17 protein-coding genes are annotated in these 17925 nt (G+C 63.8%); 16 read left to right on the plus strand and 1 reads right to left on the minus strand.

The window, feature by feature from the left end; all coding sequences use genetic code 11:
* Nucleotides 1–55: 55 nt before the first annotated feature.
* The 11 genes from KVT37_RS17125 to KVT37_RS17175 all read left to right on the plus strand — a co-directional run bounded on the left by KVT37_RS17125 (nt 56) and on the right by KVT37_RS17175 (nt 11350).
* Nucleotides 56–856 (plus strand): 1-acyl-sn-glycerol-3-phosphate acyltransferase, encoded by an 801-nt coding sequence (locus KVT37_RS17125; protein WP_217575132.1) that lies wholly within the window; start codon nt 56–58, stop codon nt 854–856.
* Between the two features lie 136 nt (nt 857–992).
* Complete coding sequence (gene miaB / locus KVT37_RS17130) at nt 993–2402, plus strand: tRNA (N6-isopentenyl adenosine(37)-C2)-methylthiotransferase MiaB (protein ID WP_217575134.1); 1410 nt, start codon at nt 993–995, stop codon at nt 2400–2402.
* A gap of 83 nt (nt 2403–2485) precedes the next feature.
* On the plus strand, nt 2486–3478 hold the full coding sequence (locus KVT37_RS17135) for a PhoH family protein (protein ID WP_245442649.1): 993 nt from the start codon (nt 2486–2488) through the stop codon (nt 3476–3478).
* An 11-nt stretch (nt 3479–3489) separates the two neighbouring features.
* Complete coding sequence (ybeY, locus tag KVT37_RS17140; protein WP_217575138.1) at nt 3490–3987, plus strand: rRNA maturation RNase YbeY; 498 nt, start codon at nt 3490–3492, stop codon at nt 3985–3987.
* Nucleotides 3988–4014: 27 nt separating this feature from the next.
* On the plus strand, nt 4015–5091 hold the full coding sequence (locus tag KVT37_RS17145) for a hemolysin family protein (protein WP_217575141.1): 1077 nt from the start codon (nt 4015–4017) through the stop codon (nt 5089–5091).
* A 13-nt stretch (nt 5092–5104) separates the two neighbouring features.
* Nucleotides 5105–5575, plus strand: coding sequence for a VOC family protein (locus KVT37_RS17150; protein WP_217575143.1), 471 nt, complete (start codon nt 5105–5107; stop codon nt 5573–5575).
* Between the two features lie 95 nt (nt 5576–5670).
* On the plus strand, nt 5671–7257 hold the full coding sequence (lnt, locus tag KVT37_RS17155) for an apolipoprotein N-acyltransferase (RefSeq protein ID WP_217575145.1): 1587 nt from the start codon (nt 5671–5673) through the stop codon (nt 7255–7257).
* Between the two features lie 140 nt (nt 7258–7397).
* Nucleotides 7398–7820 carry a helix-turn-helix domain-containing protein gene (locus tag KVT37_RS17160; protein WP_040985949.1) on the plus strand — a complete coding sequence of 141 codons (423 nt, stop codon included), beginning with the start codon at nt 7398–7400 and terminating at the stop codon, nt 7818–7820.
* Nucleotides 7821–7985: 165 nt separating this feature from the next.
* A complete protein-coding gene (metK, locus tag KVT37_RS17165) occupies nt 7986–9251 on the plus strand; it encodes a methionine adenosyltransferase (RefSeq protein ID WP_308642639.1) in 1266 nt (421 codons plus the stop codon).
* Entirely contained in the window at nt 9248–9958 is a 711-nt protein-coding gene (locus tag KVT37_RS17170; RefSeq protein ID WP_217575397.1) for a tRNA (guanosine(46)-N(7))-methyltransferase TrmB, read from the plus strand. The genes metK and KVT37_RS17170 overlap by 4 nt, the downstream gene beginning before the upstream one ends.
* Nucleotides 9959–10018: 60 nt before the next feature.
* A complete protein-coding gene (locus KVT37_RS17175) occupies nt 10019–11350 on the plus strand; it encodes a hypothetical protein (protein WP_217575147.1) in 1332 nt (443 codons plus the stop codon).
* 16 nt (nt 11351–11366) lie between these two features.
* On the opposite strand, the gene KVT37_RS17180 is transcribed toward KVT37_RS17175, so the two are convergent.
* On the minus strand, nt 11367–11528 hold the full coding sequence (locus KVT37_RS17180) for a hypothetical protein (protein WP_217575149.1): 162 nt from the start codon (nt 11526–11528) through the stop codon (nt 11367–11369).
* 290 nt (nt 11529–11818) lie between these two features.
* On the opposite strand from KVT37_RS17180, the gene rimP reads away from it, so the two are divergent.
* From rimP to KVT37_RS17205, 5 genes are read left to right on the plus strand one after another with little or no spacing between them, the layout of a single operon-like run.
* The gene (gene rimP / locus KVT37_RS17185) at nt 11819–12445 is read left to right on the plus strand and encodes a ribosome maturation factor RimP (protein WP_217575151.1); all 627 of its coding nucleotides are present in this window, start codon (nt 11819–11821) and stop codon (nt 12443–12445) included.
* A gap of 45 nt (nt 12446–12490) precedes the next feature.
* Nucleotides 12491–14086, plus strand: a complete 1596-nt coding sequence (gene nusA, locus KVT37_RS17190; protein ID WP_217575153.1) for a transcription termination factor NusA — start codon at nt 12491–12493, stop codon at nt 14084–14086.
* Between the two features lie 38 nt (nt 14087–14124).
* Nucleotides 14125–14775 carry an RNA-binding protein gene (locus KVT37_RS17195; RefSeq protein WP_217575155.1) on the plus strand — a complete coding sequence of 217 codons (651 nt, stop codon included), beginning with the start codon at nt 14125–14127 and terminating at the stop codon, nt 14773–14775.
* Entirely contained in the window at nt 14772–17360 is a 2589-nt protein-coding gene (gene infB / locus KVT37_RS17200) for a translation initiation factor IF-2 (protein ID WP_217575157.1), read from the plus strand. The genes KVT37_RS17195 and infB overlap by 4 nt, the downstream gene beginning before the upstream one ends.
* 9 nt (nt 17361–17369) lie before the next feature.
* The gene (locus KVT37_RS17205; RefSeq protein WP_217575159.1) at nt 17370–17924 is read left to right on the plus strand and encodes a hypothetical protein; all 555 of its coding nucleotides are present in this window, start codon (nt 17370–17372) and stop codon (nt 17922–17924) included.
* Nucleotide 17925: the final 1 nt, after the last annotated feature.

Raw genomic sequence — 17925 nt, forward strand, 5'->3', positions numbered from 1 at the left:
CAGCGTCCTTTGTGCGCCCTAGCCGCGCGGCGCCGTAATGTTGGGGCCGGGGCGAATGATCAAGAAATTACGGATTTTCCTGGCGCTCTTCTATGTCGTCGTCTGTTCCCTGGTGCTGGTGCCGCTGCAGATCCTGTCGATGAAGACGGGGCTGTGGCCCGAAACCTTCATCCTCAAAATCTGGCACAGCATGATCCTGCGGGCGCTGGGCATGCGCGTGCATGTGAAAGGCGCGCTCGCCAAGGATCGTCCTCTGCTGGTGGCGGCCAACCACATCTCCTGGACCGACATCATGGTGCTCGGCTCCTTCGTCGATGTGAAGTTCATCGCCAGGGCCGACATGGAGGGCTGGCCGCTGATCGGCATGCTGTCCAAGCTGCAGCGCACCGTCTTCATCGAGCGCGAGCGCAAGCGCACCTCCGGCGACCAGGCGAGCGAGATCGCCAAAAGGATGGCAAAGGGCGACGCCATGGTGCTGTTCGCCGAAGGCTCGACCGGCGACGGCAATCTCGTGCTGCCGTTCAAGAGCACGCTGTTCGGCGCGGCCTCCATGGCGATCTCGGAAGGCGCGGCGGAACAGGTCTTCATCCAGCCCGTGGCGATCGCCTATACGCGCCTGCACGGCATGCCGATGGGCCGCCGCCACCGGCCGCTTACCGCCTGGATCGGCGACCAGGATCTGATGCCGCATCTGAAAGGTCTGCTTGCCGAAGGCGCGCTCGACGCCGAGGTGCATTTCGGCCAGCCGGTGCCGTTCTCCAAGGGCTCGAACCGCAAGGAAACGGCAAGGCTGATGGAAGCCAAGGTGCGCGAGATGATGCAGGCCATCCTCGCCGACCCGGCCAAGAGCCGGTGATGAATGCATGTCGCCCAAAAGTGTGTAGCGGTTTTGGGATAACGACATGCAGCGTCTTGCTCCGTCCGGGCCGCACGACGCGCCACAAGGCAGAATCGTCTGTTTTTTGTCACGGAAAGGCGCTAGAAGCCGCCCAATGGAGTTGAACACAATTGAAAGCCACGACATCGGCGCTGCCACCGAGCACTCGGCCAGCGCCGGCCGGACGGTGAAAAAGGTCTTCGTCAAGACCTATGGCTGCCAGATGAACGTCTATGATTCCCAGCGCATGACCGATGCGCTGGCCGCCGACGGCTATGTCGCCACCGACGCCGTCGAAGACGCCGACCTGGTGCTGCTCAACACCTGCCATATCCGCGAAAAGGCGGCGGAAAAGGTCTATTCCGAGCTTGGCCGCATCCGCGACATGAAGGCCGAACGCGCCGAGGCCGGCCGCGAGCTTTTGATCGGCGTTGCCGGTTGCGTGGCGCAGGCCGAGGGTGCCGAGATCATCAGGCGCTCGCCCGCGGTCGATCTGGTCATCGGCCCGCAAACCTATCATCGCCTGCCCGATGTGCTGGCAAGGGTGCGTGGCGGCGAAAAGATCGTCGAGACCGAATACGCCATCGAGGACAAGTTCGAGCATCTGCCGCATCCGAAGCGCGCAGAACTGGCAAAACGCGGCGTCACCGCCTTCCTGACGGTACAGGAAGGCTGCGACAAGTTCTGCACCTTCTGCGTGGTGCCCTACACGCGCGGCTCCGAGGTCTCGCGCCCGGTGGCGCAGATCGTCGCCGAGGCCGAGCGCCTGGCCGAGGCCGGCGTGCGCGAGGTGACGCTGCTCGGCCAGAACGTCAATGCCTGGCACGGCGTCGGCGACAATGGCGAGGAATGGGGTCTCGGGCGCCTGCTGTTCCGTCTGGCGGAAATCCCCGGCCTCGCGCGGCTGCGCTACACGACCAGCCATCCGCGGGACATGGATGACGAATTGATTGCCGCGCATCGCGATCTGCCGGCGCTGATGCCTTATCTGCATCTGCCGGTGCAGTCGGGCTCCGACCGGATCTTGAAGGCGATGAACCGCCGCCATACGGCGCGCGACTATCTGGCGCTGATCGAGCGCATCCGCGCCGCCCGCGCCGACATCGCCATGTCGGGCGACTTCATCGTCGGCTTCCCCGGCGAGGCGGACGAGGATTTCGAGGCGACGCTGAACCTGGTGCGCGAGGTGAACTATGCCTCGGCTTTCTCGTTCAAATATTCGCCGCGTCCCGGCACGCCGGGCGCCGAAATGGACGGCCATGTTTCTGAACCGGTGAAGGACGAGCGTCTGCAGCGTCTGCAGGCTTTGCTTCTCAAGCAGCAACAGGATTTCGGCTTGAGTCTGGTCGGCCGCACCATCGGCACGCTGATCGAGAAGCCTGGCCGGCAGGCTGGCCAGAAAGTCGGCCGTTCGCCCTGGCTGCAGCCGGTTATTGTTGACGACAAGGCCGGTGGAATCGGTGACATTATTGATGTGCGAATCACGAAGACGGGCTTCAACAGCCTGTTCGCCGAACTGGCCTGACGGCCTCGGCAGATGAGGAGAGACGGTTGAGCGCTGCTGAACTGAAGAATCCGCCCCAGAACCAGGCGTCCGGGGCTTCCGACATGGCGCACATCGTACTGACCTTCGACAACAACAAGCTAGCCAGCGCCCTCTACGGTCAGTTCGACGAGAATTTGGCCCGGCTCGAGCAGAAGCTCGGCGTCGACATCCGCTCGCGCGGCAACCAGCTTACGATCAAGGGCTCGGCAGCCGCCGCCGAGCAGGCGCGCCGCGCGCTGGATACGCTCTACGGCATCCTGCAGAAGGGCGTCGACATCGGCCAGTCGGATGTCGACGGCGCCGTGCGCATGGCGATTGCCGCCGACGACCAGCTGACGCTGCCGACGATGGAGCGCAAGGGCAAGGTCTCGGCCGCCCAGATCGCGACGCGCAAGAAGACGATCTATGCCCGCTCGCTCAACCAGGACGCCTATATGCGGGCGCTGGAGCGCTCCGAGATGGTCTTCGGCATCGGCCCTGCCGGCACCGGCAAGACCTATCTGGCGGTGGCGCATGCCGCGATGCTCCTGGAGCGCGGCATGGTCGAGCGCATCATCCTGTCGCGTCCGGCCGTCGAGGCCGGCGAGCGGCTGGGCTTCCTGCCGGGCGATATGAAGGAAAAGGTCGATCCGTATCTGCGGCCGCTTTACGACGCGCTCTATGACATGATGCCGGCCGACAAGGTCGAGCGGGCGATCGCCGCCGAGGTGATCGAGATCGCGCCGCTGGCCTTCATGCGCGGCCGCACGCTGGCGCATGCGGCGGTGATCCTTGACGAGGCGCAGAACACCACGCCGATGCAGATGAAGATGTTCCTGACGCGCCTCGGCGAGAACTCGCGCATGATCGTCACCGGCGATCCAACCCAGATCGACCTGCCGCCCAACACCAAGTCGGGCCTGGTCGAGGCGCTGCGCGTCCTCGACGGCGTGCCGGGCATCGTCACCGTCCGCTTCAACGAGGGCGACGTCGTGCGCCATCCGCTGGTCGCCGAGATCGTCAAGGCCTATGACCGCGACGGCAAGCTGGCGCGAGGCCTCGGCACTGAAAGCTGATTAAAAGCCGCATGGCTGAAGACGCCAAATCCTCTACCGGTATCCCGGTCGATATCGATATTTTCGTCGAGGCCGGCGACTGGCCGGCGGAAGCCGAGCTGACGCGGCTCGTCGATCGCGCCGTCGCGGCCGCCTTTGCCGAGACCGGCGCGGGTGGCGCCTCGGAACTCAGCATCGTTTTTTCCGACGATGCCCATATCCGGACGCTCAACGCCGAATGGCGCGGCAAGGACAAGCCCACCAACGTCTTGTCTTTCCCGGCTTTTTCCTTCCCGAAGGGCGGCCCGCTGCCGCCGATGCTGGGCGACATCGTGCTGGCTTCCGAGACCGTGGCGCGCGAGGCCGCACTGGAAGACAAGCCGGTTGAGAACCATATCACCCATCTCGTCATCCATGGCCTTCTGCATCTCCTGGGCCATGATCACGAGACCGACGCCGAGGCCGAGGAGATGGAAGCGATCGAGCGCGCGGCGCTTGCGAGGCTTGCCATTCCCGATCCCTACGCGTAACAAAAAAGCTCAATTGACCCGATGGCGATGAACGACACACCAGAAACTGCCGCCCGTCCGGACGCCGGCAGTGCTGCCAAGCCTTCCGAAAAGACGGAAGAGGGCTCCAGTCCGAGTATTCCGACCGGCAGCGCGGCCGCCGAGCCGACGCATGCCGGTCCTTCCCTCTTCGACCGCGTGCTCGGCCTGTTCCGGCACCGCAACGGCACCAGCCTGCGCGAGGAAATAGCCGGCGCGCTCGCCGAAACGGCGACCGATGCCGGCGCCTTCTCGCCTGGCGAACGTGCCATGCTCAACAACATCCTGCGCCTGCGCGAAGTGCGGGTCGAGGATGTCATGGTGCCGCGCGCCGATATCGAGGCGGTCGAGATCAACACCACGCTTGGCGACCTGCTCGGCCTCTTCGAGCAGTCCGGCCATTCGCGCATGCCGGTCTATTCCGAGACGCTGGACGATCCGCGCGGCATGGTCCACATCCGCGACGTGCTCGCCCACATCACCAAGGTCGCCCGCGTCAAGAAGGGCCGCACCAGGGCGAAGGCGCCGGTGACGACGGCGCTCGACCTCGCGCAGGTCGATCTCGCGCGCACCATCGGCGATCTCAATCTGATCCGCGAGGTGCTGTTCGTGCCGCCTTCGATGCTGGCCTCCGACCTCATGGGCCGCATGCAGACGACGCGCACGCAGATGGCGCTGGTCATCGACGAATATGGCGGTACCGACGGCCTCGCCTCGCTGGAAGACATCGTCGAGATGGTCGTCGGCGACATCGAGGACGAGCATGACGACGACGAGCCGATGATCACCCAGACCGGCGACGGCGTCTTCGTCGTCGACGGCAAGGCTGAGATCGACGAGGTCGCCAAGATGATCGGCGAGGATTTCACCGCCGGCGAGCATGGCGAATATGTCGACACTATCGGCGGCATGATCTTCAACACGCTGGGACGCGTCCCGGCCCGCGGCGAAGTCGTCCAGGCCATCCCCGGCTTCGAGTTCCATGTTCTCGACGCCGACCCGCGCCGCGTCAAGCGCGTGCGCATCGTGCAGAGCCCGAAAGGCGAGCGGCAGCGCCGCCGCGCCGCCCGCGCCGAACAGGCCTGATCTTTTCGCAGCCATGCCGATCGACGATCCGTTCAAACACGCGGTCCTCGGCTCAGGCGTCTTCTATCGCGATCCGCGCGCGGCATTGGCTTGGCTGCGGGCGGCCTTCGGCTTCGAGCCGAGCATGCTGGTGAGCGATGCGTTCGGCCGTCTCGTGCATGCCGAAATGCGCTTCGGCGACGGCTATATCATCGTCGATTCCGAATGGGCCGACCATGTCGCCAGTCCGGCCTCGGTTGGCGGCAAGAACACGCAAGCCGTCTACATCCGTCTGCAGCAGGACCTTGACGCGCATTGCGAACAGGCCCGCAAGGCGGGCGCGGAAATTCTGGAAGAGCCTACCGATCATTTCTACGGCGAGCGGCAATATCGCGCCCGCGATCCCGAGGGCCATATCTGGACATTCACCCGGACCGTGCGCGTCGTGCCGAAGGACGAGGCCGAGCGTCTGAGCGGCCTGCGGATCGAGGGCTGGCACAGATAGCGCTTCTGTGTCAGGTGGCGCTCATCTGGGTTTGGATCGTGCGGCGCGGCCTGTTAAACCTCTAACTCCCTGATTCGCGCGACTTGGGAAGCTGGATGCAGCGCTTTGCCGGCCGGATAATTCTGCTGTGGGGGTGGCGGCGGGCGCTGGTGGCCTTTGCCGCCGGGGCGCTGGCGGTGCTTGCCCAGGCGCCTTACGATTTCTTCGCTGTCTGCTTCGTCTCGTTCCCGGTCCTGGTCTGGCTGCTCGACGGCGCCACCGGCGAGGCATCCGATGGCTGGTTCAGGCGCCTGAGGCCCGCTTTTGCCACCGGCTGGTGGTTCGGCTTCGGCTATTTCCTCGCCGGTCTGTGGTGGATCGGCCAGGCATTGCTGGTCGAGGCCGACAACTTCGCCTGGGCCTTGCCCTTCGCCGTTGTCGGCATCCCCTTCGCACTGGCCTTCTTCTACGGCTTCGCCACTGTGGTGGCGCGCCTGTTCTGGAGCAGCGATATCGGCCGCATCGCGGCCCTTGCCTTCGGTTTCGGCCTCGCCGAATGGTTGCGCGATTCCCTCTTTACCGGCTTTCCCTGGAACGCCGTCGGCTACGCGGCGATGCCCGTGCCGCTCCTGATGCAGAGCGTGTCGGTGACCGGCATGATCGGCATGAACGCGCTCGCGGTCTTCGTGTTTTCGCTGCCTGCGCTGGCCGCTGCACGCCGGCATTTGAGGCTGGGCGTTGCCCTCTTCGTCATCCTCGTCGCCGCCCATGTCGGCTTCGGCTATGTCAGGCTCGTCACCCCGGTCAAACCGACCCGCTCGATCGATGTCCGCATCGTCCAGCCCACGGTCGATCTCAGCGAGAAATGGGATGCCTCGGTGCGCGACCGCATCTTCGCAACTTTGCTGGGGATATCGGGGAAAGCGCCGGGGGAGGGCCATGCCAAGCCCCAGCTCATCCTTTGGCCGGAAACATCGGTGCCGTTCCTGTTCACCGAGCGTCCCGACGCGCTGACGGCGTTGGGCGACTTGCTGACCGACGGCCAGATGCTGATTGCCGGTATCGTGCGCGAGGAGGGCGGGTCGGCGAATGGCGGCAGCCGCTATTACAATTCCGTGGTGGCAATCGACGACAAGGGCGAGATCGTCGATGCCGTCGACAAGGTGCATCTTGTGCCCTTCGGCGAATATCTGCCTTTCGCCGACCTGTTCGAACGCTTCGGCATAGGCCAGCTCGTCGCCGGACCGATGAATTTCGCAGCCGGCAACGAGCGCCATCCGATCGGCGTGCCGGGCGGCCTGCGAGCCGCGCCGTTCATCTGCTACGAGGTGATCTTCCCCGATCTCGTGGGCGAGGACGCGTCGTCATCTGACGTAATTGTGAACGTCACCAACGACGCCTGGTTCGGCGACACGCCAGGCCCCTATCAGCACTTCAGGCAGGCTCAGATCCGCGCGGTGGAAAACGGCTTGCCGCTGTTGCGCGCGGCCAACAACGGCATCTCCGCCGTGGTCGATTCGCGCGGCCGCATCGTCGACGCGCTCGCCATGAATGCGCGGGGCTCCATCGACGCGCATGTGCCGGTTTCTGGGCGCGCCCTGCTGCCTCCCGAACAGCGGCGAATTAACGGATTGCTGATCATGTTGGTGTTTGCGCTGGCGGCCTTCACATTGAATGTAAGGCAGCGGCTACGGGTGAATTGACAGTCGGCACATTAGAAACTCATACTGTAACGCCTAAAATTTTCTCGAAGTCGGTTGGAGGGTTCTGTTGGGGCAGGTGGCTCCGGCTTCATTTGGGCGGAACAAAATAGAAAAAGCCGGAAAAATTCGGCGAGGAAAAAATGACAGAAGAGAACAAGAAGAAGCCGAATCCGATCGACATCCATGTCGGGAGTCGCATTCGGCTGCGTCGCAATATGCTTGGAATGAGCCAGGAAAAGCTGGGTGAAAATCTCGGCATCACGTTTCAGCAGATCCAGAAGTACGAGAAGGGCACGAACAGGGTTGGCGCCAGTCGTCTGCAGGCGATCGCCTCCATCCTGAGCGTTCCCGTCGCCTTCTTCTTCGAGGATGCCCCGGGCGAGGAGACCGGCGGCGGCAATCGGGGATTTGCCGAAGACTCCTCGATGGCGTTCGCCATCGAATTCTGCGGCAGTCCCGAAGGGCTTCAGCTCAACAGGGCCTTCGTCAAGATCGGTGACGTCAAGGTACGCCGCAGGATCATCGATCTGGTGAAGGCGCTGTCCGCCGACGACGCCGATTGATTTTTACCTATGGCGCCGGCGGCGCGCTGCCGCTGGTGGCATAGCAGGCTTTGCCTACATTCATGCCAGATCCGTCGCGCCGCTTGACGAGCGGCGCCCGGCACCGCTAACACGTGGCGCGCCAAAATCGGCAGCTTGCCGATCTTTTTTCAAGAGGGGACACCCGTGACGCGGCAGAATTATCTCTTCACCTCGGAATCCGTCTCCGAGGGTCATCCCGACAAAGTCTGTGACCGTATCTCCGACGAGATCGTCGATCTGGTCTATCGCGAAGCCAAGAAGACGGGCATGGACCCGTGGAAGGTTCGCGTCGCCTGCGAGACGCTCGCCACCACCAACCGCGTCGTCATCGCCGGCGAGGTCCGCGTCCCCGACACGCTCTTGAAGAAGGACAAGGCGGGTAACGTCCTGATGGATGCCTCCGGCCATCCAGTGGTCAATCCGACCAAGTTCAAGTCGGTCGCCCGCAAGGCGATCCGCGAGATCGGCTACGAGCAGTCCGGCTTCCACTGGAAGACGGCCAAGATCGACGTGCTGCTGCACGGCCAGTCGCCCGACATCGGCCAGGGCGTCGACAATGCCGCCGACCGCCAGGGCGAGGAAGGTGCCGGCGACCAGGGCATCATGTTCGGCTACGCCTGCCGCGAGACGCCCGACCTGATGCCGGCGCCGATCTATTACAGCCACAAGATTCTCGAATTGCTGGCTGCCGCGCGCCATGAGGGCAATGGCGAAGCCGGCAGGCTCGGCCCGGACGCCAAGAGCCAGGTCACCGTGCGCTATGCCGACGGCAAGGCGGCGGAGGTCACGCAGATCGTGCTCTCCACCCAGCATCTCGATTCGAGCTGGGATTCCAAGAAGGTCCGCAAGGTCGTCGAGCCTTACATCCGCGAGGCGCTTGGCGACCTGAAGATCGCCGAGGACTGCAACTGGTACATCAACCCGACCGGCAAGTTCGTCATCGGCGGGCCTGACGGCGATGCCGGCCTTACCGGCCGCAAGATCATCGTCGACACCTATGGTGGCGCAGCACCCCATGGCGGCGGCGCCTTCTCCGGCAAGGACACCACCAAGGTCGACCGTTCGGCGGCCTATGCGGCGCGTTATCTTGCCAAGAATGTGGTGGCGGCCAAGCTTGCCGACCGCTGCACCATTCAGCTCTCCTACGCAATCGGCGTCGCCCAGCCTTTGTCGGTCTATGTCGACCTGCACGGCACCGGCAAGGTGGACGAATCGAAGCTCGAGGAGGCGCTGCGCAAGGTGATGGACCTGTCCCCATCGGGCATCCGCCGTCATCTCGACCTCAACAAGCCGATCTACGCCAAGACGTCGTCCTACGGCCATTTCGGCCGCAAGGCCGGTCGCGACGGGTCTTTCTCGTGGGAGAAGACCGATCTCGCCAAGGCGCTCAAGGACGCTGTCGCCGCCTGACGCCAGCAGACGCAAAGGATCGGCCGAGCCGGGCGACCGAAGGATTTTTCGGTCGCCGGCACGGCAAGACTATACGCCCGCAGCAGGCGGTCGCCCTTGAAAGCGGCCTGCGCGAATACCGGATCGACCTGACGGCGGAAGCGCCGACCGACTTCAGGAGCCTGTTCAAGGCGGAAATTTCGAAGACCCAGCTGGAAATCGGCTTCGGCGGTGGCGAGCATCTCCTGCATCGCGCCACCGAATCGCCTTCGACCGGCTTCATCGGCGTCGAGCCTTTCGTCAACGGCATGGCCAAGATGATGACGGCGCTCGGCAAGGCGCCGCTTGCCAACCTCAAGGTCTATGACGACGACGCCACGCGCCTGCTCGACTGGCTGCCGTCAGGCTCGCTCGACGGCATCGACCTGCTCTATCCAGACCCGTGGCCGAAGAAGAAGCACTGGAAGCGGCGCTTCGTCGGCGCCGCGAATCTCGGCCGCTTTGCCCGCGTGCTGAAGACCGGCGGCAGGTTTCGCTTCGCCTCCGACATCGACAGCTACGTGAACTGGACGCTGCTTGCCTGCCGCGATCACGGCGCCTTTGAGTGGCAAGCGCGGGAGGCTGCCGATTGGCACAGGCCCTATGCGGGCTGGCCCGGCACACGCTACGAGGCAAAGGCCATCCGCGAAGGAAGGCGGCCTGCCTACCTGACTTTCATCCGGATATAGGCTCGAAAATCCGTCACGACTGCGAAGCGCTCTTGGGCTTCTTGGGAGCGCCTGCGGCCAATGGTCGATGTCTGGATTGTTGGCGTCGAATATGCAGCGCTTGTCGAAATTGACGTATCATGGACTATCGGCGGCAAGGCCCACCTGACAGGGATTCTCCACGTGAAGCTTGCGATTATTTCGAGCTATCAGCGCGACTGCGGTATCGCACAGTATGTAGAACATCTCGAGGGGCCGTTACGCGAATTGCTTGGCGATAATCTTTCGATCGCCCCTCTACCGGTCGACCTGCTGCGTGCGTCGGGGCCGATGGCCCATAGCATGGCTCAAAGGGCACTTGCCGAATCGCTGGCAATAATCGCGGACGCCGAAGTCGTGGTGGTGGAATTCGAGCCTGGACTGTTCGGCCGGTCGCAGAGGCAGATATGGGCGACGTTGAGGTCGATATTGGATGCCGCCAAGCGGGTGGTTTTGACCTACCACACGGCGCCGACGCTTCCGCCGCCAGCCCCAACGAGCATTCGATCGTTGATATCTCTTGCCAGGCACCGCTATGCCCAGACCGTCTTTCGCCGGCTTCTGCGGATGGTTCGAAGGAATCAGAGCAAGTTCGCCCACATCGTCCAAACCCGCCGCGAGAAGACCCGCCTGACATTGCTGGGTGTCGACCCGGAGCGCATCTTCGACATGCCTCTCTCCTATTTCACGAGAGCTGAGAAGGCAGAGTTCGACCACGAGCGCTATCGTCGGAAGTTGGACGACATCTACGGAACAGTCGGGCGGAAGGTGCTCGGCGTTTTTGGATTTTTGGGCGGTATCAAGGGGACCAAAATTGCCTTGCGTGCGCTCGACCACCTCCCGTCGGACCACCACATTCTCATCGTTGGAGGCCTTCATCCCGAAACTGTGGTGCAGGCATCCAGCGAGCAGCCGCCTATAAAAGACCTGACCAAGCTTCTCGAACCGACTTTTGATGCCGGGGAAAGGGAGGGGGCCGACGACCAGCGCGCTGCCCTGCTGCAGCGTGTTCATTTCGCCGGCGCGGTGGACAACCGGACCTTTGCCGAGCTCATGGCCGGCTGCGATGCGATTTTGCTCCCCTATGAGGAAGTCGGCCAGACCTCATCCGGCCCGGCCTCGCAGGCTCTCGATTTGCAGCGTCCCATCTACTGCACGAGAACCGGTGCATTTCGCGAGCTGGGCAAATATGCCGGGGATGCCCTGAGCTTCTTCGAGATAGGCAACTACCTCGAACTGGCCCAGAAGATCAGCCGCGAGGACGCGATGCTGCCTTCGCGCGCACAAGCGCGGGCACGTTATTCAGATACCGTGACCGTGGAGGCGCGGGCGCAGATGTATGTCAACGCAGCCAAATCCACTCAAAAGTCCTAGTCGGAATAGGGCCTTACTAGAACCGGCCGATCCTGCCGAAGGCGGCCGGATCGATGCCGAGCTTCTTCAGGTCACCGCGGCGCGGCTTGCGGCCGGCCTCGACGGCGCGCGCCGCGGCAGCGGCGCTGCCAAATGTGTTGAAGAAGTCACCGATGACGAAAAACAATCCACGGTCCATAAAATTATCCTCGTGCGCCACCGCGCACGTCCTTTCTTTTTGCATTGCCATGTAGATGGGTGCCGTCCGCCGCTCTCTACAAGACTGCCGGCCGCATGGCGGCCATGTCCGACGCGCAACCCTGGCCGCCCGGCATCAACTTCGCCCAGGCTGCATGCAGGCTTGAAACGCCGGCGGCAATCGTCTATATCAGCCTCAAATTCTTGGTCGGTATGACGAAGAGTGGGTCCACCCGGTCCCGCTCTTTTTTATTACCTGCCGGCCGGAACCCAAAAAGCGACAGGGATCTGATGACTGCAGCGGCAAGCGAGGCCGACGACCGTATCATCCGCGAAAGCGGCATCGATGCACGTATTGCGCTGATCGTACAGCCGGTGCTCAAGGCCATCGGCTTCCGTCTCGTGCGGGTGCAACTGACCGGCCAGAACGGGCTGACGCTGCAGATCATGGCCGAGCGCGAGGACGGCACCATGACCGTCGAGGATTGCGAAGAGGTCAGCCGCGCGGTGTCGCCGGCGCTCGATGTCGATGATCCGATCGAAAAGGCGTATCATCTGGAAGTCTCGTCGCCCGGCATCGACCGGCCGCTGGTGCGCAAATCGGATTTCACCACCTGGACCGGCCATCTGGTCAAGCTCGAGACGTCGGTTCTCGTCAGTGATCGCAAGCGCTTCAAGGGCAAGATCGCCGAGGCCGATGCCGATGGCATCCTTTTGGAGCGCGACAAGGCGGCCTATGGCGAGGAGCCGACGGTGCGCGTGCCTTTTGACGCGATTGCCGAGGCCCGGCTGGTGCTGACCGACGATCTCATCCGCGATGCCCTGTCGAAGGACAACCGGGCGCGCAAGGAAGCCAAGAAACGCCGCGGCGAAGCGGAAGACGCCGCCGAGGAAAACGAAACCGAACAGGAAAGTTGATAGCGCCGCCGGCTGCATGTCCGAGGCGAAATCGGGAGAAAGACAATGGTTGTAAGCGCCAACAGGCTTGAACTGCTGCAGATCGCCGATGCGGTCGCGCGTGAAAAGTCGATCGACAAGTCGATCGTCATCGCCGCCATGGCCGATGCGATCCAGAAGGCGGCGCGCTCGCGTTACGGCCAGGAGACCAACATCCGCGCCGACATCAACCCGAACACCGGCGAGATGAAGCTGCAGCGCCTGATGGAAGTGGTCGAGAAGGTCGAGGACTACGCCACCCAGATCGCGCTTTCCACGGCGCGCGAGCGCAATCCCGACGCCCAGCTCGGCGATTTCATCGCCGAACAGCTGCCGCCGATGGATTTCGGCCGCATTGCCGCCCAGTCGGCCAAGCAGGTCATCGTGCAGAAGGTGCGCGAGGCCGAGCGCGACCGCCAGTATGACGAATACAAGGACCGCATCGGCGAGATCGTCAACGGCACCGTCAAGCGCGTCGAATACGGCAACGTCATCGTCGATCTCGGCCGCGGCGAGGCGATCATCCGCCGCGACGAGCTGATCCCGCGCGAGAACTACAAATATGGCGATCGCGTCCGCGCCTATGTCTATGACGTGCGTCGCGAGCAGCGCGGCCCGCAGATCTTCCTGTCGCGCACGCATCCGCAGTTCATGGCCAAGCTCTTCACCATGGAAGTGCCGGAAATCTACGACGGCATCATCGAGATCAAGTCGGTCGCCCGCGATCCGGGCTCGCGCGCCAAGATCGCCGTCATCTCGCGTGACTCTTCGATCGATCCGGTCGGCGCCTGCGTCGGCATGCGCGGCAGCCGCGTCCAGGCGGTGGTCGGCGAATTGCAGGGCGAGAAGATCGACATCATTCCGTGGTCGCCTTCGGCCGCTTCCTTCATCGTCAACGCGCTGCAGCCGGCCGAAGTCGCCAAGGTGGTGCTCGACGAGGATGCCGAGCGCATCGAAGTGGTGGTGCCGGACGACCAGCTGTCGCTGGCCATCGGCCGCCGCGGCCAGAATGTGCGCCTTGCCTCGCAGCTCACCGGCTGGGATATCGACATCCTGACCGAGCAGGAAGAAAGCGAGCGCCGCCAGAAGGAATTCGTCGAGCGTTCGGCGCTGTTCATGGAAGCCCTCGACGTCGACGAGATGGTCGGCCAGGTGCTGGCCTCCGAAGGCTTCACCAGCGTCGAGGAAGTCGCCTATGTCGACTCGGGCGAGATTGCCTCGATCGACGGTTTCGACGAGGACACCGCTTCGGAAATCCAGACCCGCGCCCGCGAATATCTGGAAAAGATCGAGGCCGAGCACGACGAAAAGCGCAAGGCGCTCGGCGTTGCAGACGAGCTGCGCGAGATCCCCGGCGTCACCACCGCCATGATGGTGACGCTCGGCGAGGACGGCGTGAAGACGATCGAGGATTTCGCCGGCTATGCCGCCGACGACCTGATCGGTTGGAAGGAACGCAAGGACGGCGAGACCAAGGTCTATCCGGGCGTGCTCGCCAGCCACGGCGTGTCGCGCGCCGATGCCGAGCAGATGGTTCTGGCAGCCCGCCTCAAGGCTGGCTGGATCAGCGAAGACGAGCTTGCAGCCGAACAAGTCGCGGCTGACGAAGCTGTTGGTGCGTGAGGTGAAACCGCATCGCACACAACCCGCCCCAGGACGATATGAACGATCGCACTTGCATCGTTACGCGCAGGCAGGCCGAAGCGGATGAGCTGATCCGCTTCGTCGTCGGCCCGGATTCGGCCGTCGTTCCGGACATCAAGAGAAATCTGCCCGGCCGCGGTTGCTGGGTCACCGCCGATCGCCTACATATCGACAAGGCAGCGACGAAGAACCTGTTTGCCCGCGCTTTCAAGGCACAGGTGACCGTTCCGGCCGATCTCGGCGGCATGGTTGACGGGCTGCTCTCCAGATCCGCTCTGGGCATGCTTGGCCTCGCTCGCAAGGCTGGCGCCATCGTTCTTGGCGCCACCAAGGTCGAGGCTGCGGTGCGCGACGGGCAGGCGCTCCTCGTGCTGCATGCGACCGAGGCTTCGGACGACGGTGTCCGCAAGATCGGTCAGGCGCGGCGGGCAACCGTCCATCTCGGCGGTCCCGCCATCCTTGCCTACAAACTTTTCTCCGAGGCCGAGTTGAGCTTGGCATTGGGGGGTACAAATGTGATACATGCTGCCGTCCTCGCGCAGGACGCGGGACAGGCGGTTGAGAAGCGCGTTGTTGCGCTCGACCGATATCGGGGCGGTACCCCGAACGATCTGGCAATGCTTGCGGCCGTTGCTGACGAAGATGATGCCGCAGAGGATATGGAATGAGCGATACGAAATCGGGCGACGACAAGACGTTGAGCGTTACACCGAAGAAGACCTTGACGCTGAAGCGCCCCGGCCTCGAGCAGGGCACCGTGCGCCAGAATTTCTCGCACGGCCGCACCAAGTCGGTCGTGGTCGAGACCAAGAAGCGCAAGTTCTCGCTGCCCGGCGACAAGCCGGAGCCGGTGGCTGCTGCATCCGTCTTCACGCCGAAGCCCGCTCCCGCGCCCGTTGCCGCCGCGCCTGTCGTGCAGGAAGCGCCGAAGGCGCCGCCCCCGCCGCCGGAGCGTTCCGGCATGGTTCTGAACGAACTCTCGCGCGGCGAGATGGAAGCGCGCCGCAAGGCGCTGGAAGGCTCCAAGGCCCGCGAGGCCGAGGATCGCCAGCGCGCCCAGGAAGATGCCAAGCGCCGCTCCGAGGAAGAAGAACGCCGCAAGCGCGAGCGTGACGAATCCGCGCGCCGTCAGGCCGAGGAAGAAGCGCGTCTGCAGGCCGAGGCCGAGTCGCGGCGCCGTGCCGAGGAAGAGGCTCGCCGCCGCGCGCCGCAGGCAGCGGATGTCGCCACGGCTGACGACGAGGAGGAGGCCAAGCCGAGGCGCACTGGCGCAAGCGGTGGTGCAGGCGCCAGCGTGCCCGCCCGTCGCCTTGCGACGCCGGAAGTGGCGCGGCCGGCCAAGCCGACCAAGGGCGAGGAGGATCGCCGCCGCGGCAAGCTGACGCTGAACTCGGCGCTGTCGGATGACGACGCGCGCGGACGCTCGCTGTCGTCGATGCGCCGCCGCCAGGAAAAATTCAAACGCGCGCTCCACAATGAGCCGCGCGAGAAGGTTATGCGCGAAGTGATCCTGCCCGAAACCATCACCATCCAGGAACTGGCGCAGCGCATGTCCGAGCGCGCCGTGGACGTGGTCAAGTTCTTCATGAAGCAGGGCCAGATCCTGAAGCCGGGCGACGTCATCGACGCCGACACGGCCGAGCTGGTCGCCTCCGAATTCGGCCACACGGTCCGCCGCGTTGCCGAGTCCGACATCGAGGAAGGCCTGTTCAACATCGCCGACCGCCCGGAAGACCTGGTGTCGCGTCCGCCGGTCGTGACCATCATGGGCCATGTCGACCACGGCAAGACCTCGCTGCTCGACGCCATCCGCAACGCCAATGTCGTCTCCGGCGAAGCCGGCGGCATCACCCAGCATATCGGCGCCTATCAGATCGAGAAGAACGGTCAGAAGATCACCTTCATCGACACGCCCGGCCACGCTGCCTTCACGGCCATGCGCGCCCGCGGCGCCCAGGTCACCGACATCGCCGTGCTGGTGGTGGCGGCCGACGACAGCGTGATGCCGCAGACGATCGAATCGATCAGCCACGCCAAGGCGGCCGGCGTGCCGATCATCGTGGCCATCAACAAGATCGACAAGCGCGACGCCGACCCGCAGAAGGTGCGGACCGAGCTGCTGCGCCACGAGGTGTTCGTGGAATCGATGGGCGGCGAGGTGCTGGACGTCGAGGTTTCGGCGACCAAGGGCACCAATCTCGACAAGCTGCTGGAAGCGATCCTGCTGCAGGCCGAAGTCCTCGACCTCAAGGCCAATCCCGACCGCACCGCCGAAGGCGCGGTCATCGAGGCGCAGCTGGACAAGGGCCGTGGTCCCGTCGCCACTGTGCTGGTGCAGACAGGCACGCTGATGCCGGGCGACATCATCGTCGCCGGCAACGAGTGGGGCCGTGTGCGCGCGCTCGTCAACGATCGCGGCGAGCATGTGCCGGAAGCGCCGCCGGCGATGCCGGTCGAGGTGCTTGGCCTCCAGGGCACGCCGCAGGCGGGCGACCGCTTCGCCGTCGTCAACAACGAGGCGCGCGCCCGTGAGATCACCGAGTACCGCCAGCGCCTGGCGCGCGACAAGGCGGTGGCCAGGCATGCCGGCCAGCGCGGTTCGCTCGAGCAGATGATGTCGCAGTTGCAGACGAGCGGACTGAAGGAATTCCCGCTGGTCATCAAGGGCGACGTGCAGGGTTCGATCGAGGCGATCAATGCCGCCCTCGAGAAGCTCGGCAACGACGAGGTGCGTGCGCGTATCGTCCATGCCGGTGCCGGCGGCATCACCGAAAGCGACGTCTCGCTCGCCGAAACGTCCGGAGCGGCGATCATCGGCTTCAACGTCCGCGCCAATGCGCAGGCGCGCGCGGCCGCGGCCGCCGCGGGCATCGAGATCCGCTACTACTCGATCATCTACAACCTCGTCGATGACGTGAAGGCTGCGCTTTCCGGCATGCTTTCGCCGGAGCGGCGCGAGACCTTCATCGGCAATGCCGAGATCCTCGAGATCTTCGACATCTCCAAGGTCGGCAAGATCGCCGGCTGCCGCGTCACCGAAGGCAAGGTCGAGCGCGGCGCGGGCGTTCGCCTGATCCGCGACAACGTCGTCATCCACGAAGGCACGCTGAAGACGCTCAAGCGCTTCAAGGACGAGGTTGCGGAAGTGCCGGGCGGCCAGGAATGCGGCATGGCCTTCCAGAACTACGAGGACATGCGCGTCGGCGACGTCATCGAGTGCTTCCGCATCGAGATGGTGACCCGGACGCTGTAAAGATCGGATATGGAGAAAGAGCAAAGTCTCGAATATCGCTTTGTTCTTTCTCCTGCCGATTTTGCGGCGCTACACTCAAAACTCCACGATGAGAATCGGCTCGACGCTCTTAGGAGGCTGAGCCTATGTGTTCTCGTGGGACTTCCGCTGACTATTGCTACGAACTTTGTGGACGCTACCGGAGCATTGGCTGGCGTCCTCGGCGTTGTAGGTATGATGACCATCGTCGCCGGCATCACTACCAATCTCAGCTCTATTCTGGCGAAGAAAGGCAACATCACCAGCTTCGAGCCCGAGACCAATTTGATCCGCGTCCATACCGCTGGCATATCGAAATGCGTTGCAGATTCAGAGATTAGACTAGGCTGGGGGTCGGTGGACAAAATTACGCTGACCGAATTCGGCATTGGCTTCGTCACTAAGGAGGGTGGCTGGTTCATTCCAATAAGTGCGTTTGGATCTGAGGCAGCGATGAAGGCCGAATACGAGAAGATCGTTTCCGTCATGGCATCAGGCCACCCCGGTTACGAGACTAGTCATGAGGCGCCGCACACGTTGCAATAAG

Origin of the sequence: Mesorhizobium sp. GbtcB19, assembly GCF_019091085.1 — a bacterium.
GTDB lineage: Bacteria > Pseudomonadota > Alphaproteobacteria > Rhizobiales > Rhizobiaceae > Mesorhizobium.